Source organism: Acinetobacter sp. BY419 (assembly GCF_019038395.1).
Taxonomy (GTDB): domain Bacteria; phylum Pseudomonadota; class Gammaproteobacteria; order Pseudomonadales; family Moraxellaceae; genus Acinetobacter.
In genome coordinates this window covers 14,380-34,413 of record NZ_JAGFXZ010000008.1, presented here as the reverse complement: position 1 = coordinate 34,413, position 20,034 = coordinate 14,380, and the positions used below count along the sequence as shown (strand labels likewise).

Here is a 20,034-nt window from a genome sequence, read left to right as displayed (position 1 = left end):
AGCTGTAAGCTGGATAAAGGGATCAAAGAGCCGCTTACTAGTCGAGGTTGTCCAAGAGATGTTAGTGAAAATTGAAGACGGTTTTTATTTAAATAGCCAGCATATTATTGCCGTACATGTCAGCAAGAATCCTGAAAATGGCTTACTTGAAATCTCTATTCAATATATGCCACATTCCGTTCAGCAGATCGGAGAGTACAAAAAAGTATTTAAAAACAAGCTTAATGCTGAAATTTTCTTGCGTGAGTTAAATCAAAAGCTCTGTTAAAAGCCTGCATAACACAGGCTCTGCTTTGATCAGGCGTTTTTATTGTCTGACGATGAGTACAGGAATGGGCGAAATTGCCAGAACATTCTGAGCTACACTGCCGAGCATCAGTTTTTGTAGGCCTTTACGGCCATGTGAGCCCATAATGATGAGATCGCTCGACAATTCATCTGCAGCCTGCATAATGCCTTCTGATGGTGGCATATCATGCAGGATTTTTGTCGTCACTTGTATGCCATCACGAACAAAATTCAGTTTCAGTTCATTTAAACGATCAAGTGCATTTTGTTCTGCATGCATGAAGTAGTCCGTGACTGCCGGAGCAACTTTGTAAAAATCTACGCCCCTAAAGGGATCTACTGCAATCACACTGAGCAAAGTGACATGGCTATGAAATACTTTGGCCAGTTCTAGCGCATGTTCTGCGGCAGCATAGGAAATCGGGGACTCATCGACTGCTACGAGAATATGATCATAGTTATTCATGGTGCTTCCTGATATTTATTATGGCGCTAAGGGAGAGTATGGTTTGAGTGAATTAATCTCCCCTGCAGGTCTTGTTTGAATTTCAAAGATAAATTAGTAAGAGCTGCGCATCCTGAAGATACGCAGCATCTGGATTATTTTTTCACGATCAAGACAGGGATTTCACTGGCACCCAAAACATCCTGTGCAAAGCTGCCCAGAATCATTTTCTGGAAGCCTTTGCGGCCATGAGAACCCATGACAATCAGGTCTGCTTTCACTTCATTGGCGGTTTCAGCAATATGTTCTGCATTGACTAAACCTGTGACAATGCGGGAGTCCGCTTCAATACCTTCAGCGGCTGCGATGGCAGTAGCTTCTTTCAAGGCCTTTTTAGCATTGGCATGTGCCTCGATAAAATATTCTTTCATGATGGATGAGCTGTAATAAAAATCAGCCTCAGTGAAAGGATCTTCTGCAATCAGGCTGATCAGAGAAAGCTGGCTACCAAATGCCTTGGCAATTTTGGCAGCATGTCGTACTGCAGAAAAGGAAATTTCTGAACCGTCCACTGGGACTAGAATATGTTGATAGGTCATGGCTTTTCTCCGCAGGTCGTTTAATTTTTTGTCTTGGTTTATTGATAGCATAGTGCTGTATCAGGTGCAATTGCAAAAAGCAGTAAAATAGGAAAAACTCATTAAATTACAAATATTTTTAATGTAAAAGTAATGAAAAAAACAGAGTAAAAAAATCGGAATTTGAATATGAATGCTAAAAAATAAAGGGATGCATAGTACGGGTTTGCACAAGGATAGTTTAAAATGCAGTAGCCTGTTTTTAGATCATGTAGAGGGGACGATTTTGAGGTTTTTTGCCATTCATCTGTTGCTGCTCGGATCAGTTATCCTCTCTGGCTGTCAGACTGTACAGAACAGTAAAGTCATTGCCGGTGCTTTTAACCTGACCACGAGCATGCAGCAAAAATTGATGGATCGTTATGCGCCTGATGCTGTCATCGTGCAGCAAAATATTGCCTATGCGCCGCAGCAGAAATTATCTCTGGATCTGTATCAACCGCAGAATATTGCCCGTATTGGCCCACGGCCAACCATTGTCTGGATTCATGGGGGAGGCTGGATCTCAGGTTCCAAAGAACATGCACGGGGGTATTTCAAACTTCTGGCTGCACAGGGCTATAATGTGGTATCCGTGCAATATCAGTTTGCACCAAAAGCGACCTATCCAAGCCAGTTACATCAGATCAATCAGGCACTGAAATTCCTAGATACCTATGCTGAAACCTACTACATTGATGCCCGAAATTTATATCTGGCCGGAGATTCTGCAGGGGCAAATATGGCCAGCCATTATGCCGCTCTTTTGACCAACCCTGAATTTGCCGAACAATCTGGTATTAAGCCTAATTTACAAGCTGAGCAGCTGAAAGGTCTGATTCTGCACTGTGGTATTTATGATCTGGAAGCCTTTGCCCGGACTGCACCTGACGAAATGAAAATTATTGAATGGGGAGTATTCAATCTGATTCAGGCCTATACCGGTGAGCGTAAAAATGATGCTGAGTTTTTAAAGCAGATTTCTCCAATTCAACATATTACGCCGTCTTATCCGCCCGTCCTGATTAGTGGCGGCAATAAAGACTTTCTCACCGATACCCAGTCACTCCCATTTGTAAAAGCCTTGAAGGCGCAGCAGGTTCCTGTGACTGAAATATTTTATCCAGAGTCCAAAGCCTGGCTCATTCACGAATATCAGTTTTTTATGGGTAAAAAGGAAAGTCAGCAAACTTTTGTCAAAACCCTGGATTTTTTACATCAGCTTTCCCCCTAGAGAGAAAGCGGCGTAAAATGAATCTCTCATGACTTATTTTGTTGGATCTTCCCAATAGTGATCATTGAAAAATGTTGTGGAGTTTAAAACATAAATCCGGTTTCATGAGCGTATGTGTTATTGACTCTGGCTATTATTGCCGAGGTGACTGGATCTACATTTTTGGTGAAGTCTGAAGGTTTTACCCGATTATGGCCATCTTTGGCAGTGGTGTTTTTATTCTGTATTGCGTTTTATTTACTCTCTCTGGTAATCAAGGTGATTCCTTTGGGCATTGCCTATGCGCTCTGGGCGGGTGCTGGCATCATTCTAACGGCAATTGCAGGCTATGTAATCTTCAAGCAGGCACTTGACCTGCCAGCTTTTATCGGGATTGCACTAATCATTTCTGGGGTATTGGTCATTAACCTGTTTTCCCAGACTGCAGGTCATTAAAAACAGGTGGCTCATAAAATGGCCTGAATCCGGGATATTCCTTTGCTGGTTATTCACACATGAGTTTAAGCCGGCTGAGGTCTAAGCTTGAACATGAAATAAACCATCAGCCCAAGTAACAGCCCTAAAACGCGGAACCAATACCGAAAAACTGGATATTAGATGCACTAAACAGGAATGTCATCAGCGCCGCATCACGATTATGAATGTCCTGAAAGGCGAGCGCGATATTGTGGCCAATCGTGCCGAACAGGGCAATTCCCGGCCAAGACGGTAATCAGAATGCCGGGAAAGGCCATCAGTACGCTGGTGAGGGTCGCTGCAAAGAAACCCATCAGGATATAAAAAAGGCCACAGCTCATACCGGCAATATAGCGCTTGGCCGGATCAGGGTGCACTTGGGCATCTAGACTGACCGCAGCACTGATTGCGGCAAGATTGACACTGAAACAGCCAAAAGGCGCCAGTACAGCCTGAGTGATGCCGGTCCAGCCTAGAATAGAATTTACTTTTGGCGGATAGCCATAACTTTTGATGACGGCGAGCCCAGGCAGGTACTGTGAAGCAAGATTAAGGACCACTAAGGGTAAGGCCAATCCTAAAACAGCCTGCAGGCTAAATTCAGGTGTAATCCATACCGGCTGGGCAATATTCCAGTTCAGCTGAGGAATGTTGAAATAAATAAAGAACGGACACAGTGCAATTGCCATCAAGACAGTAATCACGATGCTATAGCGCGTACTTAGTTTTTTAGAAACCAGATAAATCGCCAGTACGCAGAGCACGAATTCCCAGGACTGTTGCAGGCTGCCAAAGACTGTGATACCAAATTTTAATAACATACCTGCCAGCATGGCACTGGTGAGACTTTGTGGAATAAACTGGAAAATTCGCTCGAAAATTCCAAAAAAACCCAGACCAGCAATCAGAATTCCGGAAATCACCGATTGCTTCGCCCAGGCTGTAATGGCCAGCAGAAGCGATGACCAGCGCCAGACCGGCAGTCGACCAGGCGGTAGAAATCGGATAGCGATATTTCCAGGACAGTAAAAAACCAGAAACCCCAATGCCGAGCACCCATAACCAGGAGCTAATCTGTGCTGCGTTGGCACCCAGGCTTTGTGCAGCTTCAATCACGAGCACGGCAGAAACACTGATCCCAATCATGCAGGTAATAAAACCGGCCATAATCGCCGGAAAGGAGAGATCTTGTAAAAGTTTTGGCATCATCCATGACACTATTTTTAAATGCGTTTAAATCATACGTTTTTCACATATCAACACAATGCTTTTAACAATTTTTAAGAGAAGCAGCGGTGCTCTTGAAGACTGTGAATTCTATAGGGTAGAGGTCGCCAGTTTAAGGCCAAAACCGCAAAACAGGAGCCCGACTGCTGCGACACAGCTGGCAGTCACTTTATACTTCTGGTTGAAATAGGAGGCGAGTTTTACACCAGAAAAAATCAGGATCGAAAGATAGGTCATACTGATTAATTGCAGGATCACAGCCAGTAGCGTAAAGGTCAGGGCCGGATAAGGATAGACAGGATCGACAAACTGCACAAAAAAAGACAGATAAAACAGAATCGCTTTAGGATTTAAAATACTAATCGTGAGCGCGGTACGAAAGGGCTGAATTGATTCAGTAGTGTCTGAAGCTGGTTTTTTAATCTGTATACGTTGTGAAGACTTTGCCGGAAAGAAAGTCTGATAGGCTGCGATGATCAGTTTGATACCCAAGTAACTGAGATAGATCGCTCCAATAATTTTCAGGGCAATAAAGAGCCCCGGAAAGGTATGTAACAGCGAAGCTGCGCCCAGAGCCGTACACAAGATCAGGATCAGATCACCGGTATAAACGCCCAAAGCACCCATATAACCTGTCTTGATCCCGAAACGGGAGGCAATCGACATGACATACAGGAAGTTCGGTCCAGGCAGCAACACAATCAACGTGGTTCCAATAATAAAGGTCGTTAGATCTGTAATACCAAACACGAACAACTCGCAAGAACAAAAAAAAGCCGATGCGGCATTATAGCAACATCGGCTTGGAGAAATTTGCTAAATTATCTTTAAACTTCAGTAGTACTCAGGAAAGTTTCACGTAATAAAGCAGCCAGTTGTTCACGGGCTTTGATGAAACCATCAATGCCGCCTTGCAGTAATTCACTGGCCATCGGATCCTGTTTCAGTTGCGCCTCAAAATCAGCATGGCTAATAGGACTGAGTTCGCCTTGAACTTGAATATCTTTGGCTGAGAGTTGAGCCTGAACTTCACGCTGATCATTTTCCAGTTCGGCCAATAAGTTTGGTGCTACCGTGAGCAGGTCACAACCGCTTAAGCCTAGAACCTGATCAATACTGCGGAAACTTGCACCCATGATTTCAGTCTGAATGCCGTGTGCTTTATAGAATTCATAAATGTGCTTAACTGAGAGCACACCCGGATCTTTTTCAATTGGGTAAGACTCTACACCTTCGGCTTTCTTGTACCAGTCCAGAATACGGCCGACAAAAGGCGAAATTAAAGTTACTTTGGCATCGGCGCAGGCATGTGCCTGATGCTGACCAAACAATAGTGTCAGATTGGTATGAATCCCTTCTTCTTCAAGTGCCTTCGCTGCCTGAATCCCTTCCCAGGTAGAAGCAATCTTGATCAGGATGCGATCTGAATCAATCCCATACTGCGCATAAAGTGCCAGCAATTCCTTGGCTTTGGCAATTGTGGCTTCAGTATTAAAGGACAGGGAAGCATCAACTTCAGTTGAAACACGACCTTCAATTAAGTTTAAGATCTCGACACCGAATTTGACCGTTAAAATATCAATGGTACGTTCGATCAGGGCATGATCCACATAGTCTTCTTGCTGCGCCTGCTGAAAAGCAGCTTCAATCAATGCCTGATTTTCAGGTTGTTTCGCTGCTGCAGTAATGAGCGAAGGATTGGTGGTTGCATCAATCGGACGAAACTTTTCAATGGCACTCAAATCACTGCTGTCTGCCACAATGGTCGTCACGTTTTTTAATTGGTTTAATGCAGTTAATGTCATTACGATCTAGTTCTATGGTTATTGCTTATGCTTTCTTATATATCATAAATGACCTGTTTACCAAGTAGACTGTCGTTGAATTTCTGTGATTAATGCCCGGTTTTGCGTTGTTTACGCAAGTGATTAATCAAAAAATGAGCAGCTGTGCCCAATCGGGTTTCCCGGCTCCAGACCAGGTCAACAAAATATTCAAACTTTGGGGTGAAATCGAGCAGATTCAAAATCTGTAGCTGATCTTGCAAATGTGGCTGTTCATTCAGCATTTCGAGTGGAAGTACGCCCCAGCCCAAACCTTGCTGAATCATGTTGCAAGCTGAGTGATGATTGTCGGTACGCCAGTAATTTCGTGAAAAGAGCAGTTCAGGTTTAATGGTACGATCCCGACTGGCTACTACAATCTGCCTGTTTTGCAAAATCTGTTCATAGCTGACTTGAGTAAACTGACTCAAGGGATGCTGTTTGGCGACTACCGCGACCAGCACCTCACGTTTTAATTCCACAAACTGTTCCCGTGTTTCCAGCTGTTCGCGTTCAAACATTAAAGCCAGCTGTGCTGAACCTTCAAACAGCATACGATGTGCATCTTCCTGAGGTGCACTAAAGACATTGATTTGCAGTGCGGGAAATTCCTGTTCCAGCAACACGATATAATCGGTCCAGCGTGTATGCAGCAATTCTGATACCACCACGATATTCAGTTCAGACTCCAAGCCCGAACTTAAGGCTTGTGCATACTGTTTCCATTGGTTCATTTCTACCAGAAGCTGCTGGGTTTTTTCATACAGCACCTGCGCCTGCGTGGTCGGTTTCGGTTCACGGCCTATGCGCTGAAACAGTTCCAGATTCAGATCAATTTCCAGATTGGCAATCGCCATGCTGACTGCGGAAGGTACTTTCCCCAGTTGACGGGCAGCCGCAGAGAAAGACCCGGTTTCCATCACGGTTTTAAACATCAGTAGCTGTTCCTGATTAACATTCATAACTTTATCTTTCATTTTTGTTGATAGATTCTAACTCGAATAATCAGATTTAAAGAAATAAACTCCCTAAATCTCCTGATAAATTGTGCTGATTCGATATGTTGATTTCCAAAAGAAGGCTGATACATGCGCTAAGCTATGAAGTCATCCTGTTGGTGATTATTGCGATAGCTTTGAGTTTTATTTTTAATCTACCGATGCAGATTACGGGTGTGCTCGGCATTGCTATGGCCATCACATCCGTGATCTGGAATATGCTCTTTAACCATTACTTCGAAAAATTTGAAGCCAGACATGGCTTGAAAAGAACCGTTAAAGTACGGATTGCCCATGCTATTGGCTTTGAAGGTGGTTTGATGCTGGCGACCATTCCCATGGTGGCTTATGCCTTACACATGAGTCTGGCTCAGGCGTTTTTGCTGGATTTGGTTTTAACGCTCTGTATTCTGGTGTACACCTTTATTTTCCAGTGGGCTTATGACCATATTGAAGCCAAGCTGGGGCTACAACCGGATTATCGGAAAATCTCATCATAAAATAAGTCAGAAAAAATACCACACAGTTCAGACTCTCTTGGCCAGAATGCGAAAGGAGAAAGGTTCAGCGATGAGGACTTGATCAGGTCCTCATTTTTTATGCTCGAACCAGACTGGAAATTAAGCTATAAGACTTTGATTTTTTAATTTAACTTTTAAATTTATGGGGGGATTTAATGTTATTTAGACACGCTGTCTTGTCAGTATGTATAGTGCTAATGATGTCTGGCTGTGGGGGGGGAGGGAATGATAGTCATGCACCGCAGCAGCCGGTCCAGGAGCCGGAGATAGTACCAGGTACGGATGAGCAATTAAGCAAAATTTCGGAATTTAGGGTGCTGGATGCAGGCTCGGAATTAACAGCAGGGAATTTTGGTCTGCAAACTTGGAATCCCACTGCCATGGTGGTGGATGGTGATGTCCTTTATATTGCCAATAGTCAGGCCGAATCGAATATTTTACGGTATGACTTAAAACAAAAACGTCCTTTAAGTTCTATAGATCCCGTGAAAATTGCGGGTCTGGCCAAGACATGGGACAGTCTTAACGATCTGGAAATTCATGCAGGGCGTTTGTATGTGGCTAACTATGGTTCAAACCGAATTGATATTCTAGATATTAGCAGCGAACAGCCGAGCTTCATTATGGCACTCGGTACAGGAGTATGGTGGGGAGATGCACTTAATTATGCGCTGGTACATAGTAATGCAGTGACTGCTGACGACCGCTATGTTTATGTACCTGACATCGAAGGTCGGATCAATGTCTGGCGTCAAAGTGATGTGACGGCGCAAAACCATTTAAAAGCCAGAAAGTTTGCACGGCTCAGCTTGCCGGGCTGTGCACGTAACTGTAATGCCCGTATGCAAGTCATGGGGAGTTATCTGTATACCAGCTTGCCGAATGGCACGACCTATATTCACGATATCAATCAGATTAAAGAAAATGATAATAATATCGCGGCTGTTTTAACAGAAACGAATTTATCGAGTGTGATCCATCGCCATGACGATGGCTTGGTTTATGTTTCACGAAATGATGGAAAGGTGGAAAGTTATAAGGAAAAATCTTTCAACTTAAATAAAATCTTACCCAGAGAGAGTGTTGATACCTTCCGCGATTATACTGTAACGGGTCAGAAGCAGGCTAGCCAGTTGGACAAGGCCAGCGATCTGTATATCTATGGTCAGAATCTGCTACATATGGCCAATCAGAAAATTCATATTCTGCCGATGCTGACCTTGCAGCAAAATAAATCCACCCAGCTAGGCCAGCCTGTGATATTAACCGAATCTAAGGCACGCGAGAGAAGCCGTGTCTTGCAAGATGGGGAGCCGTGGGAAACCTTGACCAATAGCAGTCAGCGCCATGTCTATATGGACCAGATTTTATCGGCAACACTGAATGGTAATCGCCTGCAGTTGCAAAGTTACAGCGCCGTACCCGTGCGTGATTTGCAGATTCGTGCCAAAATTAAAAACTCGGAAGACTGGGTGATTCTGGCAGAGCTGGATCAGTTGACGCCATTTTCGAACGCAAGCTTTGATTTCAAGCTGACCGATCAATCCCGCTTTCCTTTGGTAGATGGTACGGGATCGATCCAGCTGGCAGGCCTGAACCAGACCAAACAAAATCCAAGCAGTATTTTTGATCTGAAAATGAGTTCTGAAACTGATGAGCACGTCAAAAAGCTGAACCAGATTAAAGCCAAATGGAAAATTTATTTCGGCACCTACGATGAACCGAATAAATGGTGTCGTATTACGCCGGTCTATGCCCGGGAATGGGTCATGATGATGACCAATCTGGCCTATATGCTCAGCACTCCAGAATTTGAACGCTTGTGGTTTAATCATAAGCAGGTCATGGGACACGACTTTTTTGGCAATGCCGGTCAGATAGAAGGACCAAATGGTTTTTATCAGCCGGAAGATTATGTCCGGGTCTATCGGGAAATTCTTAACCGCAATGAAATTAATCTTGGTATTACCAATATGGGCGGCGGTCTGGGAGGCGGAGCGGTACTGGGAGTAGATACCTGGATCTTCTATGGCCACTACAGATTATCTGGCTATCGTATTATTGCGCATGAATTCGGACATCATTGGGGAGGCCATAATAGCGCATGGGCCATGTCGAATTATGGCTTTGAACCAATGGTAGACTGGCTGAATTTCTATTTCCAGCGCCGTCCAGGCTCGTTACCGTATATGGATCCAAACGTCAATGCGTTTCACTTAACACCAGACGTTCAGTTGTGTCAGGGTGTTAACCAGAATATCGCGCGAGGCGTAGCGTCTACTGCACCTTGGAACAAGGTGGATGAGTACTTTAAAAATAATCCGATCCAACCAAACTAAATAGGATAAATAAAAAAGCACCTCAATATGAGGTGCTTTTTTATGCTTAGACTAAACTATTATTTTTCAATAATTGCAGTTACGCCTTGACCACCAGCAGCACAGATCGACACTAATACGCGACCTGAACCTTTCTGATTAATCAGTTTTGCTGCAGTTGCAATAATACGACCGCCAGTCGCTGCAAACGGGTGACCAGCAGCAAGTGATGAACCTTTCACGTTCAGTTTTGCACGGTCAATTGAACCAAGTGGTGCATCCAGACCTAAACGCTCTTTACAGAATTTCGGATCTTCCCAAGCTTTCAAAGTACACAGCACTTGAGATGCAAAGGCTTCATGGATTTCATAATAGTCAAAGTCTTGCAGTTTAAGACCTGCACGTTCCAGCATGCGTGGTACAGCATAAGCTGGTGCCATCAACAGGCCTTCTTTCTTCTCGACAAAATCAACAGCAGCAGTTTCCTGAAAGGTCAGATAAGCCAGCACTTCATGACCATTTGCCTTGGCCCATTCTTCAGAAGCCAATAGCACACAAGAAGCACCATCAGTCAGCGGAGTAGAGTTACCTGCAGTCATGGTACGAGCATCGCCCTTACCAAAGGCAGGTTTTAATTTTGCCAGTTTTTCAACTGAAGAATCTGGACGCAAGTTATTGTCACGTTCAAGACCCAGGAATGGTGTCATCAGATCATCAAAGAAGCCTTCTTCATAAGCTGCTGCCATTTTCTGGTGTGACGATGCTGCTAGCTCATCTTGCGCTTCACGGGAAATACCCCATTCCAGTGTAGTAATCGCCTGATGATCACCCATAGACAGACCTGTGCGTGGCTCGCCATTTTTCGGGGCATCCATCAGGTCTTTCACATTGATCTTGGTGAGTGCTTTCAGACGGTCTTTTGCAGTTTTAGCAATGTTCAGCTCAAGCAATGCCTTACGTAAGCCGTCACCAAATGCAATCGGCGCATCAGAAGTTGTATCGACCCCACCTGCAATTCCCACTTCGATTTGACCTAAAGCAATCTTGTTGGTAACCAGGAATGCAGCCTGCAAACCGGTACCACATGCTTGCTGGATGTCATAAGCAGGAGTTTCCGGTGCAAGGGCAGTATTTAGTACACATTCACGGGTCATATTGAAGTCACGGCTGTGTTTCAGTACTGCACCGGCGACCACTTCACCTAAGCGTTGACCTTGAAGATTAAAGCGTTCAATCAGGCCGTTCAGGGTTGCTGTGAACATGTCAGTATTGGATGCCGTAAAGTAAGCACCATTCGAACGTGCAAATGGAATGCGGTTACCACCAATAATCGCAACGCGGCGAACTGTATTTTGGCTCATGTTTGGTTCCTGTAGGGCAGAAGTCTGTTTTGTGGAAATTGAATCTTTTTCGGATGAAGTCGCACTTTTGACACGAGCAGGTGTGCTGCGTGTACGCGTGGTTTTAGTCGGACTTTTTTCTGTCCTAGTGGCTGTATCAGTATTTTTAGTGCTACGCTTAGCGCGCGTTGATGGTTTTAACACAGTTTCTGTCGCAGAGTTCTCGACTGCTGGATTTTCTTGAGTTGTTTTGCTCATAAGGCTTTACTAGGCAAATAGATCATCTTCTTGGCGCTTACATTAGCATAGAAGACTATAGGCTGTATTGACTACAATGACATTACAGACTGCGCTCAGGTCAAGTCATCTGCCTATTATCTCAAGTATGATTAGGCAGAATCTGGTAGATCTGTTGAAATATATGTGTCTGGCATCATATTGAAGTTTAAGAATAACTTTGGATCAACCAAAAATTAATTTGTATGAGAGATAATAAACATGACTGATCAGTACCAAACTTTTGCAAAATCTCCTATTGGTAAATTTGTCATTAAAAATCTGGGTCTGCCATCCCCAATTTCTTTAGACCGTTTTGAGTCTGCTACGCCTGTAGTAAAAGGCGCAGTATTATTGGGCGCAGCACCAGCAAGTCCATTGACGGGTGACATTGCCCAGGTTCTGGCAAATATCCATGCCAATAGCTATGCAGGGAACAATGCTGAACTGCAACAGGCTGCTGCAAAGTCTGGGCTGAATCTGGGTGCGTTTAACCCGGGCGATAAAGAGTCCAAGTTTAAAGTAGTGATTTTTGATGCTTCAGGGATCGAAAATTCAGAACAGTTAAAATCACTTTATGATTTCTTTAACCCGATTGCACGTCAGATCCAGAGTTCTGGTCGCGTCGTGATTGTCGGTACAACACCTGAAACAGCAAAATCGGTGAGCCAGGCGATTGCTCAACGTGCACTCGAAGGTTTTGTAAAATCGATCGCCAAAGAGTTCAAAAAAGGGATTGCGGCAAATCTGATTTATGTAGATGCCGGCGCTGGGGCAAATCTTGAGTCTGTGCTGCGTTTCGCAATTTCTCCACGTTCGGCTTATGTTTCAGGTCAGGTGATTCGTGTTTCACAAGCAGAAAAAGTAGATGTGGACTGGACCAAACCACTAGCGGGTAAAACAGCAGTCGTGACTGGCGCAAGCCGGGGTATTGGTGAAGCCATAGCTCATGTATTGGCACGTGATGGTGCACATGTGATTTGTCTGGATGTTCCGCAACAGCAGGCAGATCTTGACCGGGTCGCTGGGGAAATCGGTGGTTCTACCTTGGCAATCGATATCACTGCAGCAGATGCGGGTGAGCAGATTAAAGCGGCAGCAGCGGCACAAGGCGGTTTAGATATTATTGTGCACAATGCCGGAATTACCCGTGACAAGACACTGGCAAATATGAAGCCTGAACTATGGGATCTGGTGATTAACATCAACCTGTCTGCAATTGAACGCGTGAATGATTACTTGATCTCCAACGATGGTCTAAATGCCAATGGCCGTATTATCTGTGTATCCTCAATTTCAGGGATTGCTGGTAACCTGGGTCAAACCAACTATGCAGCCTCTAAAGCTGGCGTTATTGGTCTCGTGAAATTCACAGCACCGACCTTAAAAAATGGTATAACCATTAATGCGGTTGCACCGGGCTTTATCGAAACACAGATGACTGCTGCAATTCCATTTGCAATCCGTGAAGCGGGTCGCCGTATGAACTCTATGAGTCAGGGTGGGCTACCTGTAGATGTTGCAGAAACAATTGCAATGTTTGCTTCTACTGCTTCAACCGGTTTAAATGGTAATGTGGTTCGTGTGTGTGGTCAAAGTCTGTTAGGGGCTTAAAGCACTCAAGTCCTTTCTTGCGGTTTAATAAAAGCTCAGGGAGAGGATTTAGGAGAGGGAGATTAGGGGCATTTTTTAGCCCTCTCTCTAACTCTCTCCCAAAGGGAGAGAGAACTCCACTCATATATAAATGAAAAGAATATTTTAAAGGTTCAGTATGAATACGCGCCATTTTAGTCAACTTCCAAAACCTTATTTAGCCTATCCAAAAGTGATTCAGGGCTTGATTTTTAAAAAGCCGAAAGCTGAAAAAACTCTACCGCAAGTTGAATATGTGGTGGATTCATTCAAGGTCGATCCGAAACATCTGAAAGCTTATAATGAAGTCTGTGGTCTTAAAAATAATGGTTATATTCCAGCAATTTATTTGACGGTTCTTTCACAAAGCCTGCAAATGCACATGATGACATCAGAAGCATTTCCATTTCCGATCCTCGGCTTGGTGCATATCCGTAATCAGGTCAAGCAATACCGTAAAGTGGGCGTCAATGAAACCTTGACCCTGTCATGTAAATTTGGCGAATTGCAGCCGCATGATAAAGGTGTGCAATTTGATTTCATTACTACAGTCAAAGTAGGTAATGAAGTGGTGGTTGAAGGATTAACGACTTATCTGTCACGTCAAAAGACTAATGGTAAAGCTGCTGCTAAACCTGTAGAAAGTAAAGTTCCAGAATATCAACTGAATAATGAATGGAGCATTTCGGAGAATACGGGTCGCCGTTATGCCATGACTTCAGGTGATTTTAACCTGATTCATATTCATGCAGTTACAGCGAAAGCCTTTGGCTTTAAACAGGCAATTGCACATGGAATGTGGAGCAAGGCCAAAGCACTGGCGAATCTGTCATTGCCAGATGCCTATGAAGCTGATGTCTGGTTTAAGTTGCCGGTGTACTTGCCATCGAAAGTCGAGTTTCTGACAGCACAGGCCGCCAATGATACAGATTTCCTGATTCGAAATAGTAAAAATCAAAAACCGCATGTAACCGGACATATCAAAGCAATTTAAATCTGAATCAAAAACCTAAATCTGATTTAGGTTTTTTTATTTTAAGGGATCAATATTCTATGGATAGAATGATGCAGCCAATTAAAGACTATCTGTTTGCTGACCAGCACAATTATCAGGGCAAGGTAGATGAACGTTTTAGCGATCTTGCCCGTCAGTTTAGCCGTTTGCAGGATGCGCGTACCGAACAGGGTGGTGCAGCACTGGTGGTATATTTTGAGGGACAGAAGGTCGTCGATATTTATACCGGTAAAAAGTCTTTAACTGAAAACTGGCAACCCGATACCATGTCGCTGTGCTATTCCACAGGCAAAGGTGTACTGGCGACATTAGCGCACATTCTGGTGAGTCAGGGATTCCTGGATTATGACCAGCCGGTTGCAGAATATTGGCCTGAGTTTGCGCAAAAGGGTAAAGAAAATATTACTCTGGCACATATGCTGAGTCATCAAAGTGGCCTGTTTGATATCCGTAATATGATTGATGATGCCACCGAGATGGCTGACTGGTCGCATATGCTAGACCGGATTGCGGCAGCTGAACCACGTTTTCGAGTTGCAACCGATGCAGCTTATCAACCGCTGACCTTTGGCTGGCAGGTGGGCGGTGCATTGGAAAAAGCGACCGGTAAGAAACTGGGTGAACTAATGCAGGAATATCTGGTACAGCCACTACAGTTAAATGGGGCTTATTTTAGTGTGCCGACGAATGAGTTAGCTCGGGTAGCTTTACCCATTTCAAAGCCTAAAATAGCCAACCTTCAAACACAGCCTGTGAAAAAAACTGCGTCAAGAAAGCCGAACCTGATGGAGCGAGCCTTGGTCTTTAGTGGGCAGAGCCCACAGGATTTTCAGGATGCTATGATTCCAAAGGGTATGAAGAACTTTAGTTTCTTTAGTGATGCAGGTCTACAGGCCATTATTCCATCTGCCAATGGAGTATTTACCGCAGAGAGTCTGGCAAAAATTTATGCCATGCTGGCCAGTCGTGGTGAATGGCAAGATCAACAATTCATTTCGCCTGAGGTGTTCCAGCGACTTAGTCAGGTGCAATACAAAACACGAGATCGGGTCATGCCTTTACCGATGCACTGGCGTTTAGGCTATCATTGTGTTCTCACTTTAGGTAAATCTTCGAAAGGCTTTGGCCATATGGGCTTTAATGGTTCTGGTGCCTGGTGTGATCCTGATCGGGATTTGAGTTTTGCCTATACGCATAATTTCCCGACTGGCTCATTGACCGGAGATTATCGACTTTGGGGTTTGACTCAGGAAACATTACGCTGTGCTGATGCGGTACTGACAGGACGTAAAGGCTGGCGTTAAATATCATTGGTGAGGAAGTTTAGCAAAGCACTTAAAATATGCTATTTTGTCGCGGAATTTATGTCTGTGATGTGAAGTGATGAAAAAAGTGCTCATGATTCCTCTGGTCGCAAGCAGTGCATTGTTTGGCTGTCAGGATCATAATCAATCGACTGCAAACACTACGCTTGAGGCTAAAGCTCAGATTCCTGCCTGGGTCGGGAGCTATCAGGGCACGACACCCTGTATGGGATGTCTTTCAAGTTGTGAGGATTGTCCGGGTATGGCCGTTGCCTTGAACTTGCATGAAGATCAGACTTTTACTTTATCACGTGAGAGCTTGAGTGGGCATAATCAGGTTGAAACCATTAGCGGGCAGATTCGTTTTCAGGATGACTCACAGCAAAAGATTGAACTGCTGAATGTCGACACGCGAAACCTGGTCTATGTGGATCTGAAAAAGCATGTTCTGGAAATTCGTGAAGATCAAACGGGCAAACGCTACCAGATGCAAAGTGACTTTATCTTGTTTGAATCAGTCTGATTTTAAGAAAATATATGTTTTATATCCCTTTTTTAATAATTTTGATTAAGGGATTTTTATTATTTATAAACCGGCATTCATTTCACTATTTTATAAAAAAACAGTATGCTTAGACCTGTAAAAAGGAGCATACATGTATCAAGTACTTGCGCGAAAATACCGTCCTCGTAATTTTAATGAATTGGTGGGGCAAAACCATGTTTCACGTGCTTTAACCAGCGCGCTCGAACGTGGCCGTTTGCACCATGCCTATTTGTTTACAGGAACGCGTGGTGTCGGAAAAACCACGATTGCACGTATTTTGGCGAAGTGCTTGAACTGTGAAACTGGTATTACCTCGACCCCATGTGAAGTCTGTGCGACCTGTACCGCAGTCAATGAAGGACGCTTTATTGATTTGATCGAAATCGATGCGGCATCACGCACTAAGGTCGAAGATACCCGTGAGCTGCTCGACAATGTTCCTTATGCACCGACTCAAGGTCGCTTTAAGGTCTACTTGATCGATGAAGTGCACATGCTGTCTACGCATTCTTTCAATGCCTTATTAAAGACGCTGGAAGAACCACCTGCACACGTCAAGTTTCTGTTTGCCACGACAGATCCACAAAAGCTGCCAATTACCGTGATTTCACGCTGTTTGCAGTTTACTTTGCGTCCTCTGGCAGTCGATGAAATTACCGAGCATCTGGGCCAGATTTTAAGCAAAGAAAGCATTCAGTCCGATCAGGATGCGATCTGGCAGATTGCCGAATCTGCACAAGGCTCTTTACGTGATGCCTTGTCGCTGACCGATCAGGCGATTGCTTATGGTCAGGGTGCGATTCAGCATCAGGATGTCAAAGACATGCTCGGTCTGATTGACCGAACCATTATTTATGACCTGATTCTGGCGATTCACCAGAACCAGAAAGCACAGGTCAGTCAGTTATTGCTGCAGTTCCGTCAGCAGGCGTTGGATGTGTCACTGGTTTTAGATCAGCTGATTTCGACGCTGCATGAACTGGCTTTATTGCAATATTTGCCAGATTTAAGTCTGAAATATAGTGCTGAAATCAATAAAAAGATCATGCAATTATCTGGGATGATTTCTGCTCAGGACTTGCAACTGTATTATCAAGTTGCATGTAAAGGACGTGCTGATTTGCAACTCGCGGTCACCCAAGAGCAAGGCTTTGAGATGACGGTGCTACGTTTGCTGGCATTCCGTCCCTTACAGCCCAGCGAAATTCCGGTGATGCAGGAGACTGCACCGCAACAGGCAACAGCCCAAACAACACGCCTACAGCAGCCCGTTCAGACACAATTTCAATCTGAAAAAGTCGAAACGAAAGCTGAGGTTTTTGAAGCAGAACCGGTATTCGATGATTTCTCTCTGGACGATGAGACGGATGAGGAGATTTATACGGCATCAACATCTGAGCCTTCTTCGGATGATTTCCTGGATGAAAAAGAGCCAATCAGCATCAAAGCATCTGAGCCTGTTCAGCCCGTAGCAACTCAGACAGTTATTGAAGAGATTCAGTCTACGGATCAGATTGTTTTTGATCCAAATGACGACAAAGGCCTGTTTGGTTTTGATGAGATCGAGAGCCCTGCAGAAGCACCGGCTACAAGCAGTAGCTCGGATGATTTCCTGCTTGAAGAATTTATTCCTGTAGATGCTGTCACTCATATTCAGTCAGCCCCAGACATCAAGTCTGCTGATGAGGAATTTAGTCTTGCCTCACCGGAATTGGAACTGTCACAGGAAACGATTGCTCAGCCTGTTACTGAAGATAAAGCTCCGGCTCAAACGGCGGCACAGGGAATTGTCCCTGAAGTTACTTCCCAGGAAGTAAATACGCAGAATCTGATGCCACAGGATATTTTGAAAATACCTGAGCAAATCTTAGAGGGTGAGTGGAGCGTTGAAAAATGGGAATACTGGTTCCGTCACAGCCAGCTTTCTCCGGCAGTTCAGGAACTGGCGCAGTATGGCATCATGACCGGCCAGATTAATGGTGAATCCGTTTTTCATATTCCTGAACAGTACCAGCAGCTGTTGACCCAATTGCAACATAATCTGGAAGCTGCCTTACAACAGCAATGGCCGCAAACTAATTTTCACGTGAAATTTGAAAATGTGGATCAGCTAACGCCGTATACCATGCAGCATCAACGTAAGGAACGTGCTTTTAAACGCGCCGAGGTGCTGTTACGTACAGAACCGGCAGTACGTGACCTGTTACAGCAGTTCGATGGCGAGCTGCAAAACATTCAGCTGAAATAGGCTGGATTTTAAGGCGTAACAAATCGAGACAAAGCATCCCGCATTTCAACTGGAATCGGGGTGCTTTTTCGTGTTTCACGATCCACAAAAACATGGACAAAATTGCCTTGCGCAGCGGCCGTATCTGAGTTGCGTTTAAAAATGGCCAGATCATAGCTAAGCGATGAATTTCCCATGCTTTCAATGGCCACGCCAACTTCAATTATTTCCGGATAAGACAGTTCTTTATTGAACTGACAGTTGGAGCTGACCACCAGTCCAATCATCGGGGAATATTTCGGATCAAATGCTGCTTCCTGAATCAGCAGGGCATTGGCTGCAGTATCAAAATAACTGTAATAAGTCACATTGTTGACATGCCCATACAGGTCATTGTCTGCCCAGCGGGTCTGAATGGGCAAGAAAAAGGTATAGTGTTCGCGTTGCTTAATGGTCGCTTTCATCAAGATTAGGTCCTCAGCTAGACAAGGCTTGGGTGGAAATTGATCTAGGCATAGATCGCCTGATAAATCTGATAAGCGTCATCCACTTTAAGTTCACGTGGATTATTCTGCAACAGCCGACCTTGTTGCATGGCGTCTTCTGCCATGACCTGCAGCATATGTTCCGGTACATTCAGCTGGTTTAACTTTAAGGTTAAACCACTCTGCATCAGGTGATTATTAAAATGATCAATAAACAGGTCGGTCAGGCCATCATGACAACCTTTACTGTAAGGATCCAACCAGGTCATCAATTCCGCATAGAGTTGTTTGGCCGCCGGTGCATTAAACTTTAACACTTCAGTCAGCACTAAAGCATTGCTATGCCCATGCGACAGATGAAAATGTCCACCGAGAGGATAAGCCAGCGCATGTACGGCAGCAACCGGTGCATTGGCAAAGGCTTGCCCGGCCAGCATGGAACCGACCAGCATATTTTGACGGGCGTCTAAATCCTGACCGTCTTGGAGCACACGTTGCAGGTTGGCATTCAATAATTTTAAGGCCTGTTTGGCCAGCATATCAGAATAGGGGTTTTTCTTGTGTTTTGAGGTATAGGCTTCGATGGCATGTACCATGGCATCAATTCCGGTGGCGGCGGTGATCTGTGCTGGTAAATTTTGGGTAAATGTCGCATCCAGAATGGCAATATCGGCATAGAGAATAGGAGCGACAATACCACTTTTGGTAGTTTCACCTGTGGTGACAATCGAAATCGGCGTTACTTCGGAGCCTGTTCCAGCAGTGGTAGGTACCAAAATTAAAGATAAACGTGGCCCGGTGGCATTATCGACGCCATACAGATCGGAAAGGGTTTGATGCTGCTCGGGATGCGCCAAAACCGCAATCAGTTTGGCCACATCCATCGAGCTGCCACCACCAAAGCCCAGTACGACATCAATCTTTTCCTGTTTTGCAAAAGCTGCTGCTTCAAGCACTACAGTATCGGGGGGATCGGCCTGAACATCCGAGTAAATCACGTAATCCAGTCCTGCAGATTCAATAATATCCAGAATTGGAAGATGTAATTGCTGCTTCAGCATACCCGGGTCAGTCACCAGTAGCAGACGTTGATAGTGGCCATTTTTAAGAATTTTAAATAATTCCTGAATCGTGCCTAACCCGGCAATGATATTGGGGACGGTTTGAAACTGAAAACGATTCATGGCGATATCCTTGATTTTTTTTATTGCAAATACGAGATTATTCTATGGTTGTGAGATAGGAATCAGTCTATAAATAACTTAACATAAGAATCCTTAA

18 protein-coding genes and 1 pseudogene are annotated in these 20,034 nt (G+C 44.5%); 10 read left to right on the top strand and 9 right to left on the bottom strand.

Features of this window, described 5'->3' with window-relative positions; all coding sequences use genetic code 11:
- The first annotated feature begins 58 nt into the window (after nucleotides 1-58).
- On the top strand, nucleotides 59-268 hold the full coding sequence (locus KUG37_RS04820) for a hypothetical protein (RefSeq protein ID WP_216934905.1): 210 nt from the start codon (nucleotides 59-61) through the stop codon (nucleotides 266-268).
- 39 nt (nucleotides 269-307) lie between these two features.
- Here the strand turns inward: KUG37_RS04820 and KUG37_RS04815 are convergent, their stop codons facing one another.
- Both KUG37_RS04815 and KUG37_RS04810 read right to left on the bottom strand, forming a co-directional pair.
- Nucleotides 308-754, bottom strand: a complete 447-nt coding sequence (locus tag KUG37_RS04815; RefSeq protein ID WP_216934903.1) for a universal stress protein — start codon at nucleotides 752-754, stop codon at nucleotides 308-310.
- A 134-nt stretch (nucleotides 755-888) separates the two neighbouring features.
- Nucleotides 889-1,332 (bottom strand): universal stress protein, encoded by a 444-nt coding sequence (locus KUG37_RS04810; protein WP_216934902.1) that lies wholly within the window; start codon nucleotides 1,330-1,332, stop codon nucleotides 889-891.
- A 265-nt stretch (nucleotides 1,333-1,597) separates the two neighbouring features.
- On the opposite strand from KUG37_RS04810, the gene KUG37_RS04805 reads away from it, so the two are divergent.
- The gene (locus KUG37_RS04805) at nucleotides 1,598-2,584 is read left to right on the top strand and encodes an alpha/beta hydrolase (protein WP_216934901.1); all 987 of its coding nucleotides are present in this window, start codon (nucleotides 1,598-1,600) and stop codon (nucleotides 2,582-2,584) included.
- Nucleotides 2,585-2,698: 114 nt separating this feature from the next.
- Entirely contained in the window at nucleotides 2,699-3,019 is a 321-nt protein-coding gene (locus tag KUG37_RS04800; RefSeq protein WP_216934900.1) for an SMR family transporter, read from the top strand.
- 65 nt (nucleotides 3,020-3,084) lie between these two features.
- Here the strand turns inward: KUG37_RS04800 and KUG37_RS04795 are convergent.
- The 4 genes and pseudogenes from KUG37_RS04795 to KUG37_RS04780 all read right to left on the bottom strand — a co-directional run bounded on the left by KUG37_RS04795 (nucleotide 3,085) and on the right by KUG37_RS04780 (nucleotide 7,052).
- A pseudogene (locus KUG37_RS04795) lies at nucleotides 3,085-4,246 on the bottom strand (benzoate/H(+) symporter BenE family transporter).
- Nucleotides 4,247-4,357: 111 nt separating this feature from the next.
- The gene (gene leuE, locus KUG37_RS04790) at nucleotides 4,358-5,017 is read right to left on the bottom strand and encodes a leucine efflux protein LeuE (protein ID WP_216934899.1); all 660 of its coding nucleotides are present in this window, start codon (nucleotides 5,015-5,017) and stop codon (nucleotides 4,358-4,360) included.
- Between the two features lie 77 nt (nucleotides 5,018-5,094).
- Entirely contained in the window at nucleotides 5,095-6,072 is a 978-nt protein-coding gene (tal, locus tag KUG37_RS04785) for a transaldolase (protein ID WP_216934898.1), read from the bottom strand.
- 89 nt (nucleotides 6,073-6,161) lie between these two features.
- The gene (locus tag KUG37_RS04780; RefSeq protein ID WP_216934897.1) at nucleotides 6,162-7,052 is read right to left on the bottom strand and encodes a LysR family transcriptional regulator; all 891 of its coding nucleotides are present in this window, start codon (nucleotides 7,050-7,052) and stop codon (nucleotides 6,162-6,164) included.
- Between the two features lie 98 nt (nucleotides 7,053-7,150).
- On the opposite strand from KUG37_RS04780, the gene aceI reads away from it, so the two are divergent.
- Nucleotides 7,151-7,588, top strand: coding sequence for a chlorhexidine efflux PACE transporter AceI (gene aceI / locus KUG37_RS04775; protein WP_216940241.1), 438 nt, complete (start codon nucleotides 7,151-7,153; stop codon nucleotides 7,586-7,588).
- Between the two features lie 176 nt (nucleotides 7,589-7,764).
- On the top strand, nucleotides 7,765-9,948 hold the full coding sequence (locus KUG37_RS04770; RefSeq protein WP_216940239.1) for a beta-propeller fold lactonase family protein: 2,184 nt from the start codon (nucleotides 7,765-7,767) through the stop codon (nucleotides 9,946-9,948).
- Nucleotides 9,949-10,007: 59 nt separating this feature from the next.
- On the opposite strand, the gene KUG37_RS04765 is transcribed toward KUG37_RS04770, so the two are convergent.
- The gene (locus KUG37_RS04765; RefSeq protein WP_216940237.1) at nucleotides 10,008-11,525 is read right to left on the bottom strand and encodes an acetyl-CoA C-acetyltransferase; all 1,518 of its coding nucleotides are present in this window, start codon (nucleotides 11,523-11,525) and stop codon (nucleotides 10,008-10,010) included.
- 240 nt (nucleotides 11,526-11,765) lie between these two features.
- Between KUG37_RS04765 and KUG37_RS04760 the strand changes: the two genes are divergently transcribed.
- The 5 genes from KUG37_RS04760 (at nucleotide 11,766) to dnaX (ending at nucleotide 18,289) form a co-directional block, all read left to right on the top strand.
- Nucleotides 11,766-13,157: a 3-oxoacyl-ACP reductase gene (locus KUG37_RS04760; RefSeq protein ID WP_216936409.1), complete on the top strand. Its 1,392-nt coding sequence runs from the start codon at nucleotides 11,766-11,768 to the stop codon at nucleotides 13,155-13,157.
- A gap of 157 nt (nucleotides 13,158-13,314) precedes the next feature.
- On the top strand, nucleotides 13,315-14,169 hold the full coding sequence (locus tag KUG37_RS04755; RefSeq protein WP_216936406.1) for a MaoC/PaaZ C-terminal domain-containing protein: 855 nt from the start codon (nucleotides 13,315-13,317) through the stop codon (nucleotides 14,167-14,169).
- A gap of 71 nt (nucleotides 14,170-14,240) precedes the next feature.
- The gene (locus tag KUG37_RS04750; protein WP_254202611.1) at nucleotides 14,241-15,494 is read left to right on the top strand and encodes a serine hydrolase; all 1,254 of its coding nucleotides are present in this window, start codon (nucleotides 14,241-14,243) and stop codon (nucleotides 15,492-15,494) included.
- Between the two features lie 79 nt (nucleotides 15,495-15,573).
- A complete protein-coding gene (locus tag KUG37_RS04745) occupies nucleotides 15,574-16,017 on the top strand; it encodes a copper resistance protein NlpE N-terminal domain-containing protein (RefSeq protein ID WP_216936396.1) in 444 nt (147 codons plus the stop codon).
- A gap of 133 nt (nucleotides 16,018-16,150) precedes the next feature.
- Complete coding sequence (gene dnaX / locus KUG37_RS04740; RefSeq protein ID WP_216940235.1) at nucleotides 16,151-18,289, top strand: DNA polymerase III subunit gamma/tau; 2,139 nt, start codon at nucleotides 16,151-16,153, stop codon at nucleotides 18,287-18,289.
- An 8-nt stretch (nucleotides 18,290-18,297) separates the two neighbouring features.
- Here dnaX and KUG37_RS04735 read toward each other — a convergent pair whose 3' ends face one another.
- Together KUG37_RS04735 and KUG37_RS04730 are read right to left on the bottom strand one after the other, a co-directional pair.
- Nucleotides 18,298-18,732 (bottom strand): thioesterase family protein, encoded by a 435-nt coding sequence (locus KUG37_RS04735; RefSeq protein ID WP_216936392.1) that lies wholly within the window; start codon nucleotides 18,730-18,732, stop codon nucleotides 18,298-18,300.
- A gap of 44 nt (nucleotides 18,733-18,776) precedes the next feature.
- A complete protein-coding gene (locus KUG37_RS04730) occupies nucleotides 18,777-19,937 on the bottom strand; it encodes an iron-containing alcohol dehydrogenase (RefSeq protein WP_216936390.1) in 1,161 nt (386 codons plus the stop codon).
- Between the last annotated feature and the right edge of the window lie 97 nt (nucleotides 19,938-20,034).